The 24,149-nt window shown below is 36.8% G+C and carries 23 protein-coding genes and 1 pseudogene; 17 read left to right on the top strand and 7 right to left on the bottom strand.

Annotation, left to right across the window (positions count from 1 at the left end; translation table 11 throughout):
* Positions 1-17 precede the first annotated feature (17 nt).
* Together B1R93_RS00335 and B1R93_RS00330 are read left to right on the top strand one after the other, a co-directional pair.
* Complete coding sequence (locus B1R93_RS00335; protein ID WP_425348929.1) at positions 18-1,850, top strand: ABC transporter ATP-binding protein; 1,833 nt, start codon at positions 18-20, stop codon at positions 1,848-1,850.
* A 28-nt stretch (positions 1,851-1,878) separates the two neighbouring features.
* Positions 1,879-2,631, top strand: coding sequence for an exodeoxyribonuclease III (locus B1R93_RS00330; protein WP_088102009.1), 753 nt, complete (start codon positions 1,879-1,881; stop codon positions 2,629-2,631).
* 40 nt (positions 2,632-2,671) lie between these two features.
* On the opposite strand, the gene B1R93_RS00325 is transcribed toward B1R93_RS00330, so the two are convergent.
* Positions 2,672-3,553 carry a helix-turn-helix transcriptional regulator gene (locus B1R93_RS00325; protein ID WP_088102008.1) on the bottom strand — a complete coding sequence of 294 codons (882 nt, stop codon included), beginning with the start codon at positions 3,551-3,553 and terminating at the stop codon, positions 2,672-2,674.
* Between the two features lie 127 nt (positions 3,554-3,680).
* Here B1R93_RS00325 and yicI point away from each other — a divergent pair, with 127 nt between their 5' ends.
* Positions 3,681-5,996 carry an alpha-xylosidase gene (yicI, locus tag B1R93_RS00320; protein ID WP_088102007.1) on the top strand — a complete coding sequence of 772 codons (2,316 nt, stop codon included), beginning with the start codon at positions 3,681-3,683 and terminating at the stop codon, positions 5,994-5,996.
* Positions 5,997-6,073: 77 nt separating this feature from the next.
* Here the strand turns inward: yicI and B1R93_RS00315 are convergent, their stop codons facing one another.
* The 3 genes from B1R93_RS00315 to B1R93_RS00305 all read right to left on the bottom strand — a co-directional run bounded on the left by B1R93_RS00315 (position 6,074) and on the right by B1R93_RS00305 (position 9,941).
* Positions 6,074-7,198 carry a polysaccharide deacetylase family protein gene (locus tag B1R93_RS00315; RefSeq protein WP_088102006.1) on the bottom strand — a complete coding sequence of 375 codons (1,125 nt, stop codon included), beginning with the start codon at positions 7,196-7,198 and terminating at the stop codon, positions 6,074-6,076.
* 146 nt (positions 7,199-7,344) lie between these two features.
* A complete protein-coding gene (locus B1R93_RS00310; RefSeq protein ID WP_245308151.1) occupies positions 7,345-8,118 on the bottom strand; it encodes a response regulator transcription factor in 774 nt (257 codons plus the stop codon).
* The gene (locus B1R93_RS00305; protein WP_165763685.1) at positions 8,115-9,941 is read right to left on the bottom strand and encodes a cache domain-containing sensor histidine kinase; all 1,827 of its coding nucleotides are present in this window, start codon (positions 9,939-9,941) and stop codon (positions 8,115-8,117) included. Before B1R93_RS00305 ends, B1R93_RS00310 begins: the two co-directional genes overlap by 4 nt.
* Before the next feature lie 155 nt (positions 9,942-10,096).
* Here B1R93_RS00305 and B1R93_RS00300 point away from each other — a divergent pair, with 155 nt between their 5' ends.
* From B1R93_RS00300 to B1R93_RS00280, 5 genes are all read left to right on the top strand, one after another.
* The gene (locus B1R93_RS00300; protein ID WP_088102004.1) at positions 10,097-11,395 is read left to right on the top strand and encodes an ABC transporter substrate-binding protein; all 1,299 of its coding nucleotides are present in this window, start codon (positions 10,097-10,099) and stop codon (positions 11,393-11,395) included.
* Positions 11,396-11,655: 260 nt separating this feature from the next.
* Positions 11,656-12,531: a carbohydrate ABC transporter permease gene (locus tag B1R93_RS00295; protein WP_088102003.1), complete on the top strand. Its 876-nt coding sequence runs from the start codon at positions 11,656-11,658 to the stop codon at positions 12,529-12,531.
* Positions 12,532-13,356 carry a carbohydrate ABC transporter permease gene (locus B1R93_RS00290; RefSeq protein WP_088102002.1) on the top strand — a complete coding sequence of 275 codons (825 nt, stop codon included), beginning with the start codon at positions 12,532-12,534 and terminating at the stop codon, positions 13,354-13,356. It begins immediately after the preceding gene.
* Between the two features lie 211 nt (positions 13,357-13,567).
* Positions 13,568-13,900, top strand: coding sequence for a hypothetical protein (locus B1R93_RS00285; protein ID WP_088102001.1), 333 nt, complete (start codon positions 13,568-13,570; stop codon positions 13,898-13,900).
* Entirely contained in the window at positions 13,887-14,525 is a 639-nt protein-coding gene (locus B1R93_RS00280; RefSeq protein ID WP_088102000.1) for an O-methyltransferase, read from the top strand. Before B1R93_RS00285 ends, B1R93_RS00280 begins: the two co-directional genes overlap by 14 nt.
* Positions 14,526-14,651: 126 nt before the next feature.
* Here B1R93_RS00280 and B1R93_RS00275 read toward each other — a convergent pair whose 3' ends face one another.
* Complete coding sequence (locus tag B1R93_RS00275) at positions 14,652-15,101, bottom strand: AraC family transcriptional regulator (RefSeq protein ID WP_088101999.1); 450 nt, start codon at positions 15,099-15,101, stop codon at positions 14,652-14,654.
* Between the two features lie 758 nt (positions 15,102-15,859).
* Here B1R93_RS00275 and B1R93_RS00270 point away from each other — a divergent pair.
* From B1R93_RS00270 to B1R93_RS00260, 3 genes are all read left to right on the top strand, one after another.
* The gene (locus tag B1R93_RS00270) at positions 15,860-16,429 is read left to right on the top strand and encodes a CBO0543 family protein (RefSeq protein WP_088101998.1); all 570 of its coding nucleotides are present in this window, start codon (positions 15,860-15,862) and stop codon (positions 16,427-16,429) included.
* 236 nt (positions 16,430-16,665) lie between these two features.
* Positions 16,666-17,445: a class I SAM-dependent methyltransferase gene (locus B1R93_RS00265; protein WP_088101997.1), complete on the top strand. Its 780-nt coding sequence runs from the start codon at positions 16,666-16,668 to the stop codon at positions 17,443-17,445.
* A 111-nt stretch (positions 17,446-17,556) separates the two neighbouring features.
* Positions 17,557-18,264, top strand: coding sequence for a DinB family protein (locus B1R93_RS00260; protein ID WP_088101996.1), 708 nt, complete (start codon positions 17,557-17,559; stop codon positions 18,262-18,264).
* Between the two features lie 154 nt (positions 18,265-18,418).
* Here B1R93_RS00260 and B1R93_RS00255 read toward each other — a convergent pair whose 3' ends face one another.
* Complete coding sequence (locus B1R93_RS00255) at positions 18,419-18,889, bottom strand: GyrI-like domain-containing protein (protein WP_088101995.1); 471 nt, start codon at positions 18,887-18,889, stop codon at positions 18,419-18,421.
* Positions 18,890-19,290: 401 nt separating this feature from the next.
* On the opposite strand from B1R93_RS00255, the gene B1R93_RS22620 reads away from it, so the two are divergent.
* A complete protein-coding gene (locus B1R93_RS22620) occupies positions 19,291-19,902 on the top strand; it encodes a DUF3953 domain-containing protein (protein WP_133058588.1) in 612 nt (203 codons plus the stop codon).
* Between the two features lie 209 nt (positions 19,903-20,111).
* On the opposite strand, the gene B1R93_RS00245 is transcribed toward B1R93_RS22620, so the two are convergent.
* Entirely contained in the window at positions 20,112-21,254 is a 1,143-nt protein-coding gene (locus tag B1R93_RS00245) for a hypothetical protein (protein WP_088101994.1), read from the bottom strand.
* Between the two features lie 403 nt (positions 21,255-21,657).
* Here B1R93_RS00245 and B1R93_RS00240 point away from each other — a divergent pair, with 403 nt between their 5' ends.
* From B1R93_RS00240 to B1R93_RS24015, 5 genes and pseudogenes are all read left to right on the top strand, one after another.
* A complete protein-coding gene (locus tag B1R93_RS00240; RefSeq protein ID WP_088101993.1) occupies positions 21,658-22,011 on the top strand; it encodes a VOC family protein in 354 nt (117 codons plus the stop codon).
* Between the two features lie 328 nt (positions 22,012-22,339).
* Positions 22,340-22,984, top strand: a complete 645-nt coding sequence (locus B1R93_RS00235) for a GNAT family protein (protein ID WP_088101992.1) — start codon at positions 22,340-22,342, stop codon at positions 22,982-22,984.
* A 349-nt stretch (positions 22,985-23,333) separates the two neighbouring features.
* Positions 23,334-23,696, top strand: coding sequence for a VOC family protein (locus B1R93_RS00230; protein ID WP_088101991.1), 363 nt, complete (start codon positions 23,334-23,336; stop codon positions 23,694-23,696).
* 95 nt (positions 23,697-23,791) lie between these two features.
* The gene (locus B1R93_RS23255) at positions 23,792-24,094 is read left to right on the top strand and encodes a hypothetical protein (RefSeq protein ID WP_245308150.1); all 303 of its coding nucleotides are present in this window, start codon (positions 23,792-23,794) and stop codon (positions 24,092-24,094) included.
* A pseudogene (locus tag B1R93_RS24015) lies at positions 24,061-24,135 on the top strand (hypothetical protein); the annotation flags it as partial. The gene B1R93_RS23255 and the pseudogene B1R93_RS24015, both read left to right, overlap by 34 nt.
* Positions 24,136-24,149: the final 14 nt, after the last annotated feature.

Genomic DNA, 24,149 nt, shown 5'->3' with positions numbered 1-24,149 from the left:
TTAAAAAAGCCTCTCCGATGCAGTCAAAAGGTGGGCCACGTCCTTTTGGTGCACCTGGTCCAGGCATGATGCCAGGTGAAAAGCCGAAAGAATTTAAGAGAACATTGGCACGACTTGCAAGCTATTTAAAACCGAGGAAGAAGCAGCTCATTTTTGTTGCGATTGCAGCGTTTTTTTCAACCCTCTTTAATGTGATTAGTCCGAAGCTGTTAGGGGATGCAACCTCGTCCCTATTTGAAAGCTTTACGACAGGGACGGGCGTTGATTTTTCATTTATCGGAAACCTGTTGCTCGTTTTAGTAGGATTATATAGCTTATCGTCGTTATTTGCCTTTCTACAGCAGTATATTATGGCTAGTGTTTCGCAGCGGACAATTGCTGAAATGCGCAAGGAAGTGAATGAAAAGTTAACTAGATTACCATTGAATTATTTTGATGAACATTCCCACGGTGATGTACTTAGTCGAGCGGTTAATGATATTGATAACATTAATAATGCCTTCCAGCAAGGGTTAACACAAATCATTACGTCCGTTATTACCGTATTCGGGATTATCGTAATGATGCTTGTTATTAGTCCATTATTGACATTAGTCGTCTTTATTACGATTCCGTTGAGTCTTATAACCGTGAAATACATTGCCTCCTTTTCTCAGAAGCACTTTATTAGTCAACAGGAGGAGCTTGGCCAGATTAATGGGCATATCGAAGAAATGTTTACTGGCCATCAGGTTGTTAAGGCGTTCGGATATGAGGAGCAATCAATTAAACGCTTTGACGAGGTGAATGAACGATTATATAAAGCAAGCTGGAAGGCGCAATTTATTTCTGGCATTATGATGCCGATGATGATGTTTATAAGTAATATCGGCTATGTGCTCGTTAGTATTGCTGGTGGTCTCCTCGTCTTAAACGGCTCGATTCGACTTGGGGATGTCCAAGCATTTATTCAGTATTCACAGCAAATCTCCCATCCGATGGGGCAAATGGCGGGAATTGCAAACATGATTCAAACAGCGCTAGCTTCTGCTGAACGTATTTTTAAGCTACTAGACGAAACGGAAGAAAAACGTGAGCAACCAGCACAGCTTGATACGGAAGCATTAAAGGGACAAGTTAGCTTTGAGAAGGTGTCCTTTAGTTACGATAAGCAAACACCAGTTATTAATGAATTAAACGTTGAAGTACAGGAAGGGCAAACGGTGGCGATTGTTGGTCCAACAGGGGCAGGAAAAACGACGATTATTAACTTACTCATGCGTTTTTATGAGCTTGATCGTGGGTCGATTAAAGTAGACGGTGTGAACATCGCAACTCTTTCTCGAGAACAAGTCCGAAGTATGTTTGCGATGGTTCTACAGGATACGTGGCTCTTTAGTGGGTCCATTTATGATAATATTGCCTATGGTCGTGAGGGGGCAACGCGACAGGAAGTCATTGCTGCTGCAAAAGCGGCGTATGCAGATGATTTTATTCGAACCTTACCTGATGGATATGAAACGATGCTAGGTGAAGATGCCTCCAACATTTCACAAGGGCAACGACAGCTGCTTACGATAGCGAGAGCCATTCTGTCTGATCCGAAAATTCTTATTTTAGACGAGGCAACAAGTAACGTTGATACGAGAACGGAAATGAATATTCAAAAAGCGATGAAGGAGTTAATGAAGGTGAGAACGAGCTTTGTCATTGCTCACCGTCTCTCCACAATCAAAGATGCTGATCTCATTTTAGTCATGAAGCAAGGTGACATCATTGAAAAAGGGACACATCAAGATTTATTAAAGCAGGACGGATTTTATGCAGAATTGTATAACAGCCAGTTCTCAACTAATGAAGCTGCTAGCTAATCTAATTGAAATTATAGGAGTTAAAAGAATGAAATTAGTATCATGGAATGTAAACGGTCTGAGAGCGTGTGTAAAGAAAGGCTTTCTAGACTATTTTCAAGAGGTGAATGCAGATTTCTTCTGCATTCAGGAAACGAAGCTTCAGGAAGGTCAAATTGATTTAGAGCTAGAAGGTTACTATCAATTTTGGAATTACGCTGAAAAGAAAGGCTATTCTGGTACAGCTGTTTTTACGAAGCTAGAGCCTATCTCGGTTAGCTATGGTGTTGGAGATGCAAGAGAGGAATCAGAAGGAAGAATTCTTACTTTAGAATTCGATTCTTTTTACCTTGTTAATTGCTATACACCTAATGCTCAAAGAGATCTTGCGAGACTACCACTTCGCTTGGAATGGGAGGAACGGTTCCGTGAGCATTTAATTGCACTAGATGCGAAAAAGCCCGTTATCTTATGCGGGGATTTAAATGTAGCTCATCAAGAAATCGATCTGAAAAATGCTAGGTCGAATAAAGGGAATTCCGGTTTTACAGAGGAAGAGCGAGGTAAGATGACGACACTGCTTGCCCACGGCTTTGTGGATAGTTATCGTTACTTTTATCCTGATCGTGAAGGAGCGTACACGTGGTGGTCCTATATGGCGAAAGTACGTGAGCGCAATATCGGCTGGAGAATCGATTATTTTATCGTGTCTGAAAGACTAACCGAGCAGTTGAAGGATGCGGACATTCATGCAGAGGTAATGGGAAGTGACCATTGTCCAATCGTTTTAGACGTTCTGTAATAAAGGTGTATCAAGCGGATTCGTTCCGTCTGATACACCTTTAGTTTTGTTTGTGATTCAGTTTCCGAAAATCTTTTGGGGTACATTGCTTTTGTTGTTTAAACGTCTTTATAAAGTAGCTTTGATTATCAAAGCCGACTTCCATCGCGATATCAAGGATTTTTCGATTCGTTTCCAGTAATAGCTTTGCGGCCTGGTTCACCCTTACGTGATTGACATACTCAATCGGTGTTTTATGGACAAGTGCTTTAAAGAAGCGGCTAAAGTGTCCTTCACTCATGCCGATGTGTGCCGCCAATTCACGGACGGTAAGCTTCGTCTGATAATGTGTGCTAATATATTGCAGCACCTGTTTAAGACGTGCAATTTTTTCTCGTTCTGCAGGATCTGGTTCAGGTTTTAATTGGGAGGTTTCGATAAATGTAGCGAGCAGCCGAAACAGCTCAGCCTTAATTCGTAATTCATATGCAGCGTCCTTCGTTTGAAAAAGTTGAATGATTTCTAAGAGATTACCTAAAGCGACTCTTTCCCAATCTTGCTCTCCTTTTAAATAGGTAGGAAAGGGGGGAGCGGTTCTTTGCAGTAAATCAATATATTTTTGTTGAATCGAATCATACGATTGACTGTTTAATAGATTTAGATTGAATACAATCGCATACAGTGTAAATGGCCGATCACTGATAGGGTGAGCGGCGTGTAATTCTTCAGACGGAACAAAGAGTCCCTCCCCTTCTTGGACGTGAAATAGAGTCGTTCCAACTTGAAATGAAGCTTCCCCTTGTTCCATATAGATAAATTCAATTTCATAATGCCAGTGAAAGTCGAAAATCGCTTCTTGGTTCACATAATCAACTTTATACACACTTAACTGAAACATCGGGTCTCCATGAACTCGTGCTTCATGTAAGGTCTCTTTTTCCATAATGACTCCTCAATATCAGAATTGTGTTATTTTTTGTAGGATTTCTTCAAGAATTAATTCATTATTCCTTCTATTATAGTATTTATAACAGGTTAAAAGCAAAGTTCATATTGTGAGGGGGATATTAATGAAATTTTCAGATGGTCAATGGTTAACAAGAGAGGAATTTACGATTATTCATCCAGTAGAAGTACATGATGTTGTTAAGCGAAGTGATTCGGTCACTGTGTATGCTCCACCGAAACCAATTGTGGATCGTTCAGGTGAATTGGATACACCGTTAATCGAAGTGAAATTATCTTCTCCAATTGCGAATGTTATTCGTGTTCAAATTTATCATCACAAAGGTATCCACCAACGTGGTCCTCATTTTATGATTACGAATGATTCGAATCATGAGGTAACAATCGTTGAGGATGAGAAGGACATTGTATTTACTAGCGGTGACGTTACGGCAAGACTTAACAAAAACCACTGGTCTTTAGACTTTGAGCAAAATGGAAAAAAACTGACGTCAAGTGGAAGCAAAAGTATTGGTTATGTTAAAGGGAATGAAAGAACTTATATGAAAGAGGAGCTAAATCTAAGTGTGGGCGAGTGTGTATACGGCTTAGGTGAACGCTTCACCCCTTTTGTGAAAAACGGTCAAACAGTAGATATTTGGAACAAGGATGGTGGGACAGCTTCAGAACAATCGTATAAAAACATTCCCTTTTACGTGACGAATAAGGGCTATGGTGTGTTCGTCAATCATCCTGAATTAGTGTCACTGGAGGTTGCATCTGAGAAGGTGTCTAAGGTCCAGTTTAGTGTCGAGGGCGAGCACTTAGACTATTATTTCATTGGTGGGGCATCAATGAAGGAGGTTCTTGAAAACTATACAACGTTAACAGGAAAGCCAGCATTACCACCTGCTTGGACATTTGGTCTCTGGTTAACGACATCCTTTACAACGAATTATGATGAAGATACAGTCAATAGCTTTATTAATGGGATGGCAGAACGTGACCTTCCATTACATGTTTTCCACTTTGATTGCTTTTGGATGAAGGAATTTCATTGGTGCAATTTTGAGTGGGATGAACGGGTCTTTCCTGAACCGGAATCGATGCTTGAGCGGTTAAAGAGCAAGGGATTAAAAATTTGCGTATGGATTAATCCATATATTGCGCAACGCTCTCATCTTTTTGATGAAGCAGTGGAACGTGGGTATTTACTTAAGAAAGAAAATGGCGATGTGTGGCAATGGGATTTGTGGCAGCCAGGGATGGGAATCGTTGACTTTACGAACCCAGATGCCTGCACATGGTTTGCAGAAAAGCTTGAACGACTTGTTGACATGGGGGTTGATTCATTTAAAACCGACTTTGGTGAGCGTATTCCAACAGATGTCGTGTATTTTGATGGGTCCGATCCGAAGAAAATGCATAATTATTATACTTTCCTCTACAATAAAGTCGTGTTTGATGTACTTGAAGAAAGGCTCGGAAAAGGAGAAGCTGCCCTATTTGCACGTTCAGCTACGGCAGGTGGACAACAGTTCCCAGTTCACTGGGGAGGCGATTGTACGGCCACGTATGAATCGATGGCGGAAAGTCTGCGGGGAGGATTATCTCTCGGGATGTCAGGGTTCGGGTTTTGGAGTCATGATATCGGTGGGTTTGAAAGTAATGCAACCGCAGATGTATACAAACGTTGGATTGCCTTTGGTCTATTATCGAGCCATAGTCGTCTTCATGGAAGCAGGTCATATCGTGTGCCTTGGCTTTATGATGATGAAGCTGTTGATGTATTACGTTATTTTACTAAATTAAAATGTCGCCTCATGCCTTACTTATTCCAGCAAGCAACTGAATCGGCAAGCAAAGGCATTCCGATGATGCGGCCAATCGTGTTGGAGTTTAATGATCCAACATGTGATTATTTGGACCGTCAATATATGCTAGGTGATTCACTGTTAGTGGCACCAATTTTTAGTGAGGATGGAATGGTTCAGTATTATTTACCAAAAGGAGAGACATGGACTCATTTCGTTACAGGCGAAAAAGTCACAGGGGGCGTGTGGCGAAAGGAGAAGCATGATTATCATAGCCTGCCATTATTTGTACGTGCCAATACACTCATTGCGATTGGCCAAGAAGATTCCAAACCGGATTATGACTATACAGACGGAGTGGAATTTCACCTTTTTGAATTAGAGGAAGGACAACAGACAACCGCAACTGTGTGTACGACACAGGGCGCGCCGACAGCGACATTAACGGCATCGCGTCAATCGAATAAGATAGTATTTGCAATAGAAGGCTTCGTATCGAACTGGAGCGTGATGCTGCGTGGGAATGAACAGGTTCAAGCAGTTATTGGCGGGTCGTTAGTTAATGATAAACATGGCTCACGACTAATACCGAACGCGGGTGAGTCGAATATAGAAGTACGTGTATAACAGAACGAGAGATGTAATGAGGCGGTGCCAAAAGGTTGTTTTTTAACCTTTTGGCACCGTCTCTACTTACATTCGTACTATTCCTTGAGTTTTCCTTCGAATGAACGCTGATTTCTTTCAATCGAGGCGGACTGTTCTTTTGCTAATAATGTTTGTAAGGTTACAAATGTATACCCTTCTTTTTGTAAATCGTCAATGATTCGCGGAAGTGCTTCAACAGAGCCGTCTAATAAGCGTCCATATTGAAAGTTATGCTGCAATACAATCCCACCAGGGTTGATTTCTTTATGAACAATCTCGATTATTTTATCAGCTGATAGTCCACTCCAGTCTAAGGTGTCAACAGACCACATAATATTCCTCATACCAATCTCGTTCAAAACTTTGATATCAGCTTTAGTTATGGCACCGTATGGGGGACGGAACAAATCAGATTTTCGACCGACAACTCTTTGCAATTCTTCCTGTGTTGATAAAATTTCTTCTCTAACGACAGAGGACCATTGCGTTCTAAGATTCGGATGGCTTTTTGTATGATTTCCTATTCCATGCCCTTCTTTAACGATACGCTTCATGACGTCCGGATACTTCGTTATTTCGTTTCCAACAACGAAAAATGTAGCAGGCACACCTTTCTCCTTTAAAACATCTAAAATCTTTGGAGTGTAATAATCTTCTGGTCCATCATCAAACGTTAATGCGACAAGTTTTTCGTTTGTTTCTACACTTTTAATGGAGTTTGACTTTATGGTGATATTTGTTGTGATAAACGTTCTGTTTAGTGTAGGGTTGTATTTGATATTCATTCCTAATTTTTTGGCAACATCAACTAAAGGAACAAATACATCACCCTTAAATTCAATCGCTTCGGTTGAAAGTACACCTCTTTTCCATGTGCCACTATCATACTCATCTGTGAATTTCTTTCCAACTGGTAATGCAATCAGTTCTTCATTTCCTTTAAATACAACTGACCGATATTCACGATTCCAATCAACAAACGCTCCAGTATGCTTAAAAAACATGGCAGGAACTAACATATGTCCTTCTTTAAAAAGGTATTTTGTGTTTACTGGTTCCTCATCAACAAAAATAGGCGCTTGTGCAAGGGTTGAATCTTGAGCATAAATAGAAGGAATGAACATAAATAGGAACGTGATAAGAAACAATGGCCATAAATAGGGTGTTCGTTCTGTCTTCATATGTTTCAGCTCCTTTTAAATTCATTAATCAGAACTATTTATAACGTGCACAATATCCTCATTAATATTAGTTGTAGATGGAAAAGTAAGCAGCATAAAAACCCATTCCACCTTGAACAATAAGAAGGATGGAATGGGTTAATTGCCTATTTAAAAGCAGAATGTCGATATTCGCTTGGATAAACACCAGTATGTGTTTTGAATATTTTGCTAAAATAATGTGGATCTTGATAACCTACAAGCTCACCGATAGTCTTTATTTCAAGCTCTAGATTCGAAGAAAGTAAGGATTTTGCCTCATTCATTCTAAGATGAGTGATATATTTTATTGGTGTCATTGTACGATGCTTTTTAAAGAGTTTACTTAAATAATCAACAGAATAATTAAGCTGGCTTGCAATTTCTTTTAAAGATAAATTTTTCGTATAGTTTTCTTTAATAAAAAGCTCTAATTGATTCACTAGTTCAGTAGGTGTCATTGTTTGGCTCGAGGAGGAAGATGCATGTACTAATGCTTCTATATCCTTTTTTATCGTTAATTCGATTTTGCCTAACATCGCTTGTAAACTATCAGAACAAACGGGTTTTAATAAGTAATCCTCTACGCGATATTTTATTGCCTGTCGAGCGTATTCAAACTCATAGAGGCCACTTAGTATCACGACTTTTGTGTTAGGATAGGCAAAATAGAGGCTTTTTGCCAATTCAATTCCGTTCATATTCGGCATTTGAATATCTGTTATTACAAGATGAGGGTGCTCTTCCTCAATGAGGTTTAATGCTTCTTGACCATCAATACAATCACCTACAACTTTAAAATTAGAATTAAGCTCTTGCACCTTTTTAACAATATGACGCCTAATAAGATGTTCATCTTCTACTACGATTGTTTTAAAAAGATTGGACTGTTTCACGTTCACATCTCACCTCCATGTAAACTACCACCGATTGTAACAGAGGCTCCTTGTGATCTTTCTTTCTCGATTTCAAAAATAGCCATATCCCCGTACATTAATTTAAGTCTTAAATAGATATTTTTTAGGCCCATTCCACCGATTTCAATATCTGGTACAGATGATAGGTGATTTTTTTGTGAAATAAATTGTTCAAGTTGCTGGATGATATCTGGATCAAACCCAAGACCATTATCGGTAATCGTCAGTTTCCATGTGGAAGAATCCATATACCCTTTCATATGAATGTGCCATGGTGGGGAGGTATTCATCCCATGCTTAAGCGAATTCTCTATTAACGGCTGAACAAGTAGTTTAGGCACGGTGAACTTTTTCAACTCTTCAGGAATATCAATTGAATAGCTTAATTGGTCGCCGAAACGAATTTTCATGCATTCTAAATAGTTCTCTGTATATTCTAGTTCAGACTGCAGACAAATTCCTTTTTTGCTATCCTTTGAAATATACCTCATCATGAACGAGATATTGTTACAAAGTTGAATAATTTCTTCATTCATTTGCTCTTCGGCCATAATGCTAATGTTTGTTAAATTGTTGTATAAAAAATGCGGATTCATTTGAGATTGCAGTGCTAAAAATTTTGCATCCATTTCCTGTGATTTTGCATGTAAAAGCTCTTGTAACGACTGTGATAATTTGTGATTCATGTCGTTAAAGGCACGGTTTAAATCTGCAATTTCATCTAGTTTTGAATGATGAACATCTGATTGATTTATATTCGATAAATTCATTTTCTTGATAGCATGTTGCAGCTGCTTTAGTGGGTCCGTAACCTTTTTTGCTACGATATACGTTATGATTAAAGTGAAAATGAGGGCAAGAATAAGCACAATAAAAAACCATTGCTGCAGCTGTTTCAAGTAAGAAAACACTTCATAGTGTGACTGTGCAAGAATAACCGTCCAGCCAGTTTGTTGTGAAACAGCATGACTAATCAACTGTTTAGAGCCATTTACGGGGCTGTTAACTTCTATAATTTTCGATGGGCTATCATTTAATTCTTGAATCTTACTTCGATAAAAGTGGCCCTCATAGTCGTGAACTGAATGATAGGGGTAAATAAAGCTACCACTTGCATCGAATACAAAAATTTGAAGCTGGTGATGTGTTTTCTTTAAATCATTTAAATAGTGAAAGAAAATCTCTGTGTCCTGCAATATTTCGACGATACCTTGGGGTACATAGTTTCCGTCTTTATATACTCTCGTGTGAGCAATATACATTGGAATATTTTTTTGACGCATTGAAAAAGGGAGTTGTCCTTGCGAGAGTAGACTTAAATGCTTCTTTCCGTCCTTCTCTATTGTATTCGTAAACCACGGTTTATTCGTTAAATCAGTTTTCAGTTCTCCGTTAAAAGTTCCAGCACCAATCATTTGCCCATCTAGGTCGTATATATTGGCTTGTTTTGCAGTTTCAGAACTACTAATAATCGCAAGAATGACATCAATTAATGTTGTTAAATTAGCAAAATGATTCGGATCATGCTGTGCATTTTGGATCGGTGTTAAGTTTTTTTGGAAATGCTCTTTCACTAGGTTCGAATACACAATATTCATGGAGAAATTATTCATCTTGTTTACTTCTTGTTCCAGTGAATTAACAATCGACTTATTAAGCTGTTCTTGCTGTTCCATGACATTTTGCTCAGTATTTTCGATTAAATAGTTGTATAGGGGAATGGATAAACAAATTAAGAACAGGATAAAAAACAAAGAATAGTAAGCAAATAAACTCGTTTGAATCGTTTTGAATTTAAAGAATTTCAATGAACTCCCTCCAATAATGATACCTGAAATGTACAAAAGAGATACCGGTTTCATTCATTGTACTTATTGTTGAAAACGCTATCATTAAAGTAGAAGGTTCAAAGGGCTTTGAGCTTCTATTATAGCTTAGAATAGAAAGAAAAGGGGATGGAAAAATGAAAAAATGGCTATTTTTATTATTACTTTTAACAGTTACGCTCGTCATTACGGCTTGCGGTGGTAGCTCTTCAACGGGGGAAGAAGCAAAATCTGATGTTACTTTAACGTTTGGAACGCATCAGTCTGGAATTCCACGGTCAGGTATTATGCAAGAGATGGCGGTAGACTTCGAGAAAGAAACAGGGATTAAAATTGATTTTCAAGTCGTTCCAGATGCGCAGTGGCGTGATTTAATCAAAGCAAAACTAGCATCAGGAGAGGCACCCGATATTTTTAATATCGATGTTGATCCAATTAGCATGCCTTCACAAGTTCGCCCAGAAGAAAATGCAATCGATCTTACAGATGAAGAATTTACAACGAGAATGTCTGAGGATATTTTACCCTCTGTTAGCTATAATGGAAAGGTTTATGGAGTGTCCTATGCACCGAGAAAAATTTGGTACATCTATTACAATAAAGCTATTTTTGAAGAGTTAAATTTAGAGATTCCAACAACCTATGAACAGTTTAAAGATATCTCGCAAAAGATCAAAGATAGTGGGGTGACGCCTCTATGGCAAGCACCTGGAAGTGGGTGGTATCAAGTTCTGCCACTGTTTGAAACAGGACCGCACTATGAAAAGCTTGAACCAGGTCTTTATGAAAAACTAAATAATAATGAACTAAAGGTGTCAGACATTCATCATTTAAAAACCGTAATCGAACAGCAAAAGGAATTTGCTGACTTGGGCTACTTCGGTGAAAACTTTATGTCAAATACGGTTGAAGGTGGCATTCAAGCATTTGGTCAAGGGAAAGCGGCCATGATTTATCGAGTACCAGGATCTGAAAAGGAAATTTCTGATGAGTACCCTGAGATGGAAGGAAATATGGGATTTTTCGTAATGCCATGGGCAGATAACCAAACGATTGGTATTAATCCAGGTGGTTCTGGTGCGATGTTTGGAAATAGCCATACTTCTCATAAAGAAGAAGTCCTTGAGTTTTTCCGTTGGATGACGAAGCATGAGAATATTCAAAGATTTTTCGACCATAATGATGGGAATTTAACGACAAGCTGGCCGGAAATTGAACCGAAGCTTACAGAAGAATATATCGAGTACGAAAAGGGACTTGAGTCAGGTACCGTTATGCAGGCTGCAGTTAAGTATATTGATCCACAATGGATGGACATTGGGAAAGACTTACAAGGGATGTTCGCCGGCCAATTAACGCCAGATGAAATCCTTGAGATTATTGATAAGCGTCGGGAGGAGCAAGCAAAAGTTCAGAAAGATCCTGCATGGCAATAAACGATAGAAATACGATGGCAATGACCTTGCACGCTACTTAGAGGCTGTGCCAAAAGGTTGTTTATTAACCTTTGGCACAGCCTTCATGCAGGGTTCTCATCGTATAGCGAACAGAGCCATTGCTGCGCAGGCTTTAAGCTTTTGAGACAGCCACCCTTTTTAAAAAAGCAGCTGCTTTATTGCCTAGTGGGTATCCGAAACGGTGCAGAGGCATTTATATACCCGCATTGTTAGAGTTATAGAAAGGAGTGGTTAGCTCTATGAAATCATCCAAGATGTATCCTTGGTATTTCTCTTCTGGTGCATTAATCATTTATTTTACCTTTATCGTCTTACCATCATTTATCGGGATTTATTATTCGTTTACGGATTGGAATAGCTTTTACCCTGAAATTCGATTTGTAGGCTTTGATAATTATAAGACGATTCTTTTTGAAGATCGTGCTTACTTAGCTTATATCAAAAATACGGTATTGTTTACAGTTGTAACAACCATTGCTAAAACGATTTTAGGACTTTTACTAGCGATGTTATTAGTTAGCGGAATTAAAGGAGCTAGTTTTCATCGGATGGTGATGTTTTCACCACAGGTACTATCATTTCTTATTGTAGGGTTAGTGTTCAAAAGCTTATTAGATCCGAATTTCGGTTTTTTAAATTATTGCTTAAGAGCCATTGGACTCGACTTCTTAGCTCAGGATTGGCTAGGGTCGTTAACATGGGCAATGCCATCTGTTATGGCGGTTGATACATGGAAGGGGATGGGATATATTATGGTGCTGTTTATCGCCGGTTTGCTCGCTATCCCAAAAACATTCTATGAGGCTGCTGATATTGATGGGGCAAGTCAGTTGCATAAATTTTTTCGGATTACGTTGCCACTTTTACTTCCAACGATCACGATTACAACCATTCTTAATATAACGTATGGATTGCGTGTCTTTGATATTATTTATGTGTTAACAGGCGGTGGACCAGGTTATGCAACAGATGTGATTAATACTGCTGTTTATTCAGCTTTTGCAAAAGGTTATTGGGCGATGGGAAGCGCACTTTCAACGATTCTTTTTATCATTATGGTTTTTGCATCTTATTTCGTCATACGGGCGATGAATAAAAAGGCGGTGGAATATTAAATGATGCGTAGGAAAATAGTTAAAGCATATATATTGAATCTTATCGCATGGATACTGAGCCTAGTTGTGATGATTCCATTTGCCGTGATTATCATGAACTCGTTAAAAACATCAGGAGAGGCGACTGTTTTAACTCTTTCTTTGCCGAGGGAATGGGTGTTTGAAAATTACACTATTGTATTTGAACGTGGGAAGCTAGGGCAGTCCTTTATAAATAGTTTTCTGCATTCAATTGTAAGTACGACATTACTTGTGATTGTCGTCGCATTTTCGTCTTTTGTTTTGGCAAGAAACCAATCGAAACTAAACAAATTCATCTATTTTTTCATGATTCTTGGTATCACGCTACCACTGAACTATATCCCACTTATGAGTGTAATGAAATCGTTAGGGTTAATTAACACACATTTTGGAATGATTCTTCTCTATACAGGTATGGGGATCCCGATTTCTATCTTTATCGTTTATGCCTTTGTTGGCTCAATTCCGAGAGATTTAGATGAAGCAGCGGTTATTGATGGTTGTGGCCCATACAGTTTATTCTTTAAAATCATTGTCCCACTATTAAAACCCGTACTTGTCACAGTGTTTGTCCTAAACTTTATGGCTGTATGGAATGAATTCACCGCACCGCTTTACTTTTTGAATTCAGTTGATAAATGGCCAGTAACGTTAGCTGTTTATAATTTCTTCGGGCAATTTTCTGCGCAGTGGAATCTTGTTAGCGCTAATATTGTTCTTACCTCACTACCGGTGTTGCTCGTTTTTTTAATTGGCCAAAAGCACATAGTAGGTGGGCTGACATCCGGTGCTGTGAAAGGGTAATCTTGCTGTTAATAACATAAGTTGTTTAGTACTGTCAGCTCTCATTTAGCGGCTGGCAGTTTTTATTTTGTAAAAGGCCCAGCTGGTTGAACATAGTTTAAAAAGTATTCCCAAATTAATTACAATCTATTTATTGACTTTCTGTATATGTTCGTATACATTATAAATGTCATATTTAGTATACAAATGTATACATAAAAGGGGTTTTGTTATGAGAGATGAAGGAGATAAGAGTGATAATAAAGAAAGAAAAAGCCGTGGTGATCGTTATAAACGAAAAGAACAGAATTCTCACCAACGTGGTGCAAAAACGTTTCGCCGCGGAAGAGCAATTGCCTTTTTAGAAATGATGAATCTTAAACGTTCCACATTAAAAAAGCAGTTGCATACACCAGAGTTACAATCGATTCATCCAATTTTAGTCGGTGAATTAAAAGCGATTGATATGGTAATAAACGAATTTATGCAACTATTTGAAATACACGAAAGTGAAGCACCAGAAACCTCTGATGAGAAAGGAAGCGAATGTAATGAAACAAATTAATCATTATATTGATACAGTGTTCCATGCTCAAGATGCTCTTTTGGAGGAAGTCATTTCTTCCATAAAAGATAACGGAATGCCCTCCATCTCCGTTTCACCCTCCTCTGGAAAACTTCTCACCATGCTTATTTCAATTTCAGGCGCTAAAAATGTCCTCGAGATAGGAGCGCTTGGGGGGTATAGTGGGATTTGCCTTGCAAGAGGATTCGGTAAAGAAGGAAAATTAACGTCCCTGGAGTTAGAGGAAAAGTACGCAAAGTTAGCACATAGTAATTTATCTAAAGCAGGCTTTGGTGAACAAGTATCATATATAACGGGACCAGCTTTACAAAGCCTTGAAAAACTAGTTGGCGAAAAAAAGCGATATGATTTTTTCTTTATCGATGCTGACAAAGAAAATTATGAAAATTATTTGAGTTATTGCATTAGATTGGCAGATTCCAATGCTTTAATAGTGACCGATAACGTACTTGCGGGGGGGAGTGTAGCAGATCAGGCGATTAAACCGAAGAGTTATACTGAAACAATGAAGAAATTTAATGAAACGTTAGCCAGTCATTCTCAATTGGAGTCTCTGCTTATTCCAATCGGTGATGGGATAACTATTTCAAAAGTGAAAAAATAAAAAAATCACCGGATGATTTTGATATGCTCCTCTAAAGGTCAACAGATGAAAGTAAATAAATCTGTTGACCGATAGGGGAGTTTTTTACTGAAAGTAAAGTATTAAACAAGTAAAAAATAGCTACTCTTACGGTTTTACCGGTACACATATTTCGCAATAAGGGTTATTAATCATATCACCAGTGTATTTTTCCAAAATTGGTTTGTTATCAATTTGATATCCTTTGCTCTGTAAATCTTGAAAAATAGTAGCGTATGCTTTTTGAATATTTTCTGCTGTATGTTTGACTTCGTAAATAAGGTATTTGCCCCCAGAAAGTTCACTCTCGCAAATTGAATCATCCATTTGATAATCCTTTGATATAACAATACAAGCATCAAATCTACAGTTTTCAGGAAGTGTTGTCTCAGGGTTATCTTGTGGAATGGCAAACAGGATTGCTGATTTAAGAAGATTTTTCTGCTTAGCCCATTTTTTTAACCTCTCTATTACTTCAATATTTCCAGGACCATATGGACCAATGCGTCGCACATAAGCAATGCGATAGTTTGGAAGTGTTTCGACTTTAAATTTCATAGATTCTTTGTTCCTTTCTTCCCTTATTTTTGTTTCGTACATATCGAATGTAGCATGCTTTAAAATTATATACATTTTATTTTTTAAAATTGTTTGAATTTTTTTAAAATGACATTTGTCCTTTTTCAGTGCCCTCGTAGCTCATACGTTTTTTTAAAACTCGGAGAGCGACAAAAATTCATAAATCTATAAACTATATCGTCTGGCTTATTACATCTGTATTGAGAACGCCATACGATTTTACTCTCTGTGATGCAGTACCGATTTGTGCTGCATCTGCGATAGTAGAACAGGTCTGTCGCTTCTATCTTGTACTGAATTCGAAGCAATACAAATTTTTAATAAAAACTGATATAATTTCTTTTTTTAAAACAAACACTATTTTTAATTGAATTATGCTTTTAATATCAATTTTTAAAAGAAATTGATGTACTTACTGCCATAAGTAGCATCACTTTTTTAATTTGGCGACTGGAGAAATTGAAAAAAGTATCTGCTTTTCGGAACTTGATATACAAATTCTTAATTTTGTGGCGCTACGGTTCTGCTCTTTTTTCAAATCAAACCCTACTGGATTTTGCTTTATTTAGGGCATTTGGGAATTCGTTTTTACTTTAAAAGAAGATAATGAGCACCAATTGTGAATTTTGCTGGAAACGGGGAGTGTTTCTTTAACACAGTTAGAGTGGTTTTAAATATTTTAAAACATAAAAGATGCCGAAAATTTAAAAAATTAATAAAGACAAAGGATAGTTTACATGACGGGAAAATATCCAACTTTCGATGAAATAAGGAATGTCCACCAACAACTTTATGATATGAAATTAGATTATTGGATTTCTCACGACTTGTTTACTTTTCAATGGTGGTTACTTTTATTTATACTTTTTGTTCCTTGGGTTATTTGGTTGAGATTCGTAGACAAAAAAAGAATTACCGAAATATTGTTATTTGGAACGTTGTTAATGTTACTTGTAATAATGTTGGATGACATAGGGGTAGAAACACACCTTTGGTCATATCCTTATCAATTGATAAATATCATGCCTAGATTACTTCCAATAGATCAAGGCATATTAGTTGTTGCCCATATGTTCTTATATCAGTATTTTCCGAAGTGGAACAAATTTATCATAGCCAATGTAATTATGGCGATAATCTTCACATTTGTTTTTGAACCTTTAACAGTTTGGCTTGGTATTTATAAATTGGAAAATTGGCGTTATATTTATTCTCTGCCTATCTATATTATGAAGGCTGCTTTAATAAAATGGTTAGTCGATGAATTCATTACGAAAAAAGAAAATATTAACAAACAAAAAAAATAAGTATATACAGATTTAATCCTAGTAACGGGGGAGCGTTCCTGCAACAGCAGTAGGAGCGCTTTTTCAGTAACGGCGCAGGATTATTGGGTTAGAAGGATGAACATTATTAAAGATGTAACAAATTTTGAAGGCTAGCTATGGATAAATGGAAACGTTTATTATTTATTCAATAAAATCTCGCATAACTAAGGCGGTAAGGTGAGGGTGAATCGTTATTATATGAGGAGGGGGTAAAATTGAAATTAACTGACCCAGCTACTTTTTCGGATTGGTTACAACCACATTCAATAGAATGGTACAAACAGCTTAGTAATTTACAAGGTGAATATAAATATTCTTGGGGCTCCACACTGTCAGAGCCTAACGGGAAGTCCATTTTTGATGAAGAAGTTACTCGTGCCATAAAAAATAAGAAAGTGTTGGATGTTGGATGTGGACATGGAGAATTCACTATTCGATGTAGTTCGGTTGCGAAAGAAATCGTTGGCTTTGATATAACCGACACTTTCATAAATGTCGGGAAACAAAATAAAAATTCAAATGTGTCGTTTATTGTTGGAAATACAAAACATGGATTACCTTTTGAAACAGACGAATTTGATTGTGCGTATAATCGAAAGGGACCTACATCTGCTTATCCTTCCCTCAAACAAGTGGTTAAAAAGGGAGGGGACATTCTCGGACTCCACCCTGGTGATGAGTTAGGTAAGGAGTTACCCCTTTTATTCCCGAACCTCTTCATTAATTCTCAAGGTACTCCAATCTTAGATACTGTTAAGCAAAGAATTGAAATAAGTAATTTCTCTTTTTCAGAGATTGAACATGTAAAAAGTATTGAATATTTTCACTCTCCTTTTGATATATTAAAATTACGTTGTTTTGGTCAAACTCCTCAAGTCTATGAAAGGATGAAAGAAGAAAACTTCTCAGAAATTTCAAGGATTTTTGAGGGGAATGCTACAAAGGATGGATTAGCGATAACATTTTCCCGTTATATAGTTCGCGCAATAGTATAGTTATTCAAATATCTATTTGAACTATTGGGTGCGTGATCATAACAACGATTGAAAATACAAAACATAGAATGATAGGGTTAATTATCACTTAATCGGAGCGAGATGGTTTCTATGAATTTAAAACAACGAAAAGCTTGGAATGAAAATCATAAGATATTGAAGGAACTTATTTTAAAACCCGAAGAACACTCTCGAGCTATTACATTATTTCTTTCTCAACATTCCCTGTTACACTCCTCTTTTATTGGTAATACGGGTAAGAGTACATTGGAAGATGAAATGTTGAATAACTTGGCTGAAACAACATTTAGAGAGTATCCAGTATCTAATCCTGATACGAAAAACTCCATTGCATGGCATTTATGGCACATTGCCCGAATTGAAGATATGACAATGAATATTTTGGTCGCAGATGATCAACAAGTTCTTAATAGTGAATGTTGGCTTGAAAAAATGAATATTGAATTTTCTCACTCTGGTAATAGCATGAACGAAGAGGATATTGCTAACCTAAGTGCTAGAATTGATTTCGGTTCATTATTAGCATATAGAGCTGCAGTTGGGAGGCAAACACAAGAAGTCGTATCGTTGTTAAAACCTGGACAATTTAAGATGAAAGTTGAACAGAACAGAATCAAACGATTGTTTGATGAAAATGCTGTTACGCAAAATGCTACATGGTTAGCCGACTATTGGAGCAAAAAAACGATTGCTGGCCTAATACTAATGCCTGCAACTAGACACAATTATTTACACTTAAATAAATGCATTCGTATAAAGGATAAAATCCATAAGCAGATGAAGAAACTAGTTAAATGATAAGGAGGCTTATTCTTTATATGGAAATATAGAGCCATTTGGCTAAAGAGGTTTTATACGGAGAAAGGCTATTATTAAACGGCGGGTCCTTTTTCAAAAAAGAACCCGTTTATTTATTGTTTTTGTTATTGGAATAATCGTTCGCTCATTCATTTTATGATTCTATTGGTATTAGTATTTCTACTTGTTCCTCTACATTACGTTCTTCTATATAGTAAACTTCAATTTGAAAAGCATTATTTCCTTTTTTAATATACCCATTATCACCCATCCATTGAAAAACTTTGTTGTAACCTTCTCCAATCGTTTTATTGGTACACGTTATTTTTGCATAATCGGTAGACGGTAATTCAAATCCAATCATACCTTCTGGGACGGATTGAATATCGGAAACTTCAAGACAAGCAAAATACGTTGCAATAATATTGTTACATATAAACGGAGAATATATGATTCTATTATTATCGCAATTTGGAACTGTTTCTCTGATTCCCCAAAAGTCTTGATGAACTTTAATTGCAGCTTCAGGAAAAGCCGAAGGAAAAGGTGCCGTATTGCTAATCCCTATAAATTTAAATTCCTTTTTCACAACTTCGCAAGAATAAGTTGCTATTACTTTGCTCATTCCATCTACCTACCTTCTAAACTATTTTTTTGAAAGTGTAGCTAATCATTATTTACCACAAAAAACTTATTTTGGCAATTGAATACATTCGACAAATACTAGATTATAAAAAATGACGTTGCCTTTTTCTAATTGATGTGAAGTTGGAGGTTACGTTAAGAAACATTATTGAGGTTGCAGAAGAATTAAAAGGTATTTTCGGTTTTTTAGTATATAATTACATTAGTTTGGGTAGTTAAAGCACAAATTACCGTTGCTATAGCTCTGAATCAAAAAGAAATAGGCCTTGATTTCGCACAAGCAGTGGATGCATTCTTATAAAATAAAAGTAGGATACGTTTCCTTCTCAATAAAACAAACAGAAAATGACATTATAAAGTTAAGTAGGGAGGAGAGAGAAATTGCTGAAAATAATAAGAAATATTTTATCAGTGATTGTTTTCGTATTGGGATGCTTTATTTTAATATCTCAGAACTTTAAACTTTTACCTTATTCAGTATTTATAGTTGGCATCCTTTCGTTAATAGTGGGGTTCATTGAACTAAAAAAAGACATTAAATCTTATTGGGGATTTTTAAACATTGGTGTCTCTATGTTTGCGATTTTTGTTGCTATCTACACATTATGGGGTATAAATTGGGAGGTAGATATTGTGTTGGATATGAGGAAAATGGCTTTAGTGATGGCTTGCTTCTTATTAATGTCAATCCTAGGTGCATGTGGGTTTACCGTAGAGCAAAACGAAGAATTTGGGGAAGGGACAACAGGCGATGCAAATGGTACAGTGCCTGCCGGGCAAGAAGCCCCTGAAATAGTTGGCTTTTTAAAAAGTATTGAAACAAAAGAAGAGGTTATTATAACTGTAGGAGAGCAAGATGTGCATTACCGGCTATCTGAAGAAGCTAAAAGTCAAATTGAAGGAAAAGAAGTGGATATAGATAGTGAGGTTACTTTTACAACCTACTCAATAGGAGATGACCAAGAAACAATTGATGAGTTTATTATCAAATAAAATTTTAAAATTTAGGGATGTTGGTATCCCTAAATTTTTTTTTGAGCGAAATCACTGAAAATATGAAGCAGTACCTTACAGCAAGAGGCATTTTCATAGCATTTCATGGATAATTATGGTGTTTTTGCATAAGTATTATTAAACTAGTTAATAAAGGATTAACTAGTTTAATTAACGGGTGAGCTGCTTTAATAAAATAACTAACAAGTCTAATTTATATTCCTCATTCGATTTTTCTGCTTTTGTATTCCTTCGTGATGATGGGCTGGCTTCCATTTTCGAAGAAGGTATGAAATGATGACTACCGGAATCAAACCAATCATGTAAGGTGTAAAGAAATGGAACCTCTCATCAAAGTTAGGCAATTGAAAGGCTAACATGACAATACTCGAACTAATTAAGTACGTAAGAGAGGACAAGCCAAAAATGATAAAGTGACTGTGTGCGCGGAGGCTTTTGAATGTATAGCTGTAAAGCAAGTGACCGATAACGAGAATCATCGTCGCCAGTACTGCTGAAAATATCGTTACTTCTATCCCATTTGTACTAACATACCACTGCTCAAACAAAAACAAGAGGCTCATTAGTAAACAACTAACAATGAAGATGTGGTACTTCTTCCATTTGAACGTGAATATATGATTAAGATTCAATGTCATAGACTCGCCCTTTTTATATTTCGTTAATGGACGGTCGTATTTTTGTTGGCGATTAATATAATTGCGAATATGCCCGTAAAATGAAAACGGTTTTGTAAATAAATCCGTTAAAATAAGGTCTGCTGCGTTTTTATAATTGTAGAGATTATTAACGGCTTCATCTGTAATTTCTAAAGAGAGCCCTGCAGCTTGCGTTCGTTGTAGCCAAACATTCGCATTAGCATCGGTTTTAAATGTAACATGTGTAAAGTGGCGTTCTCCTGCTTCCTCATAAACAAGTAGGACAACAGGTACATAGAAATAGTTATGATAGACCGTGTCACTCGTGCGCACAGAATGATACAATTCATAAGGAGCTAGAACAATAGACTGGATTGATGTAAAAGGAATCTTGAAAACTTCAAGCGGTTCCACTTTACCATCTTCAAACACCGCACTCCATAAAAAACCATTCTCTTCATCGACACCATATCCAACAAAGGTATTCATTTTTTTGATTTTCTTAATCATGGAAACCCCAATCAGAATCAAACCGAGACCCGTTACACTAAAAAGGATTAAAAATGGCAAGTTCTCTACGGACACTCCAAAGAAAAAGAAAAACAGCCCTATTATCATGATAAAGGCAACTAACCCATAGTAAAACCTTATATCCGCTTTAGTTTCTTGTAAATCATGAGTTTTTCCTCGCACGTAAATGTTCCCTCCTAAAAAAGAACTAAATCCTCTAGACAATGTAGAAGAAAAAAACGCTAGTCAACGTTTTTCGGACCATCCTCTCGAGATAAGGAGATGTTTAATCCTTATAAAGGAATTTCAAGCTGCAATTTCTTCTCCTAAAGAAGCTTCCAGTAGAACAGTTTAGTGAGTAAACAAAATGTCCCTAACTTAAGACAACGCTTTTTCAATTGTCACACATATCTATTTTAAGAAAGACGAATGTTGGTTTCTATCCATCATAAGTCACTTATTCCAACTATTGTATTGATTGTTCGGGAGTTTTTTTACTATAACCAAAGTTATTTTTTGTAAAAAGATCTTGAATTTAGTAATGTTATAAATGAATATAACCTGATCTTTTGAGAGGGGTATTAGTTTGGGAAAAGTAGTAGGATTTGAATTAATTAGTCAAGAGCCAGAAAAAGCGGCGATGTTTTATTCAAGTGTTTTTGGATGGGAAATATCAAAACCACAATGGGACTATTTTGCTGTTTTAACGGATAAAGTTGAAGGGCAATTAGGAATGAACGGTGGGATTAGTAAAGGACCTAATGATTTCCCTCATGGAACGCGTATTCAAATTGAAGTTGAGTCTATTGATGACGCAATCTCTAAAGCAAAAGAAAACGGGGCTATGGTAGTTAGAGATAAAATGGAATTTGATAATTTTTTTCTTGCTTACTTAGTTGATCCTACGGGAATTGGCTTCGGTCTCATACAATATGTATAAAAATTTATGACCTAAAAATAACTTTCCGAACAATGGTTGAACAATAATTCTTAAAAATTAGCACAATGCGTTGTTCAAATAAAGGGTGCATTTCTACTTTAAAGGGAAATGCTCTTTTTCTTTTAATAAAACACAAATAAGGAAATTAATGCTAAAATTAATGTGGTGTTATTATGCTAACGGAACAGTTTTTGTTTAAGATAAGGGCTAAAATTCTATGGTTAAATAAGTAAGAGGGGGGATTAAAATTAACATTAAAGTCTATACATTAAAAGATTTACCTACTTTGAATACTAGCGAAATCATGAAAGGTGCATGGGCTAAATTTATGACACCAGATAAAGCAACAATGAGATATTGGGCTGATATGAGAAGGTTGTTTCCTGATTACCAATTATGCTTATTAGACGGAGAACAACTTGTTGGTGTTGGAAATTCAATTCCTCTAACTTGGTCAGGAAAGGTTGGAGATTTACCCAAAAGTTGGACTGATACGTTGATAAACGGTGTCGATAATAGAGAACGAGCTTCTGTTAATACATTGTCCGCTGTTAATATTGCTATACATTCAGACTATCAGAAATCAGGGTTGAGTCAGAGACTTTTATCAGAGTTTAAAAAGCTTGCACAAGAAAAAGAACTAGGGAAATTAATTGTACCAGTTCGCCCAAGTTTTAAAGAAGATTATCCTCTGACACCAGTCGATAACTATATTCATTGGAAACGTGATGATGGAGAGCCTTTTGACCCTTGGATTCGAACGCATTGGAGATTAGGGGCGAAAATATTAAAACCAATCTATCAAGCGTATACTGTTAAGGGAACGATTATGGAATGGGAAGAATGGACAAATATGAAGTTCCCTGAAAGTGGTAGTTATGTTATTAAAGGAGCTTTACAACCTATTGAAATATCTCATGAGCAGAACATAGGTGTTTATCATGACCCAAATGTATGGATGGAGTATGAGTAAGAAAATTTTTAAAAGGCTTCGTCCAGAGTGGGTTGAATTTGTTGAAAACTTGGATGAAGGGGACCCTGAAATTATTATAAATCAAGATAAATACTTCTGTTATTAAATGAAACAAAAGCTGCTTGAACGAAAGAGCGGGAGTTGGGGTACCGGCAGATCCTTTAGCAAGAAAAAATAATGATGGCGGAAAGGGAGCAGTACTAGTTTGGGGAGAGTTCTCCAAGCGAAAATAAAGTTTAAGAAAATCGACTCGATTGATTTGCCTATTATACTTTGCTCAATATGGGTGAAAAGCCTATTAGATTATATAAATTAAGATAGAATAAGTAATGTGAATGGGGGAATGTAAATGATTATTGGTTTACATCACGCACAAATTACGATACCAAAAGGCGCTGAAGATGAAGGTAAGAATTTTTATTGCAATATATTAGGTTTAGCCGAAATCGAAAAACCTGAGTCTCTAAAAGGGCGAGGAGGTTTCTGGTTACAGGTCGGTGACAAAGAGGTTCATGTTGGAACGGAAGAAGGGTTTGATAGATTAACTACAAAAGCCCATTTAGCATATGAAGTAGAAGATGTATCGTATTGGAGAAGAATATTAGAACAGAACGGCATTAAAATTTTTGATTCAGTACCAATTCCTAATTTTGAGCGGTTTGAGTTTAGGGACCCATTTGGAAATAGAGTAGAGATTATAAAAGAGCTGTAGACCATTTTATTGAACTACAATCCTATTAAAATCAACGGTTGGTACGTTGTATTATTTATAAAATGTTAAGCTAAACCGAAAAGGAGTAGTTGGGTGTGCGGGTCAATAAATTCGATTATCCCGTGAATGAAGTAACATATAAAGTAATAGGTGAACGTAAATTAAACCTATACATATTAGAGCCAGAATCCAATTCAAAAAGCAGAGCAGCTATTTCGTTTTTTATCGGTGGTAGTCTTGGAAAAGGATCACGAACGCCAGCAGATTTCCAAGATCAAGCACACTATTTTTCTGCAAAAGGTGTAGTCTCAATCTGTGTTGATTATAGAACGGGGCATGACGAAAGTTTTTACCAGTTCAAGCCATATGTAATGTTAAATCTGCTGTTCGTTGGGTAAGGGAAAATTCAGATGACTTAGGAGTAGATCCACAGAAAATCGTTGTCTGTGGTTC

Source organism: Halalkalibacter urbisdiaboli, from assembly GCF_002156385.1.
In the GTDB taxonomy this organism is placed as follows: Bacteria; Bacillota; Bacilli; order Bacillales; family Bacillaceae_D; genus Halalkalibacter_A; species Halalkalibacter_A urbisdiaboli.
The sequence above is the reverse complement of the archived record's forward strand: the minus strand, read 5'-3'. Positions and strand labels throughout refer to the sequence as shown.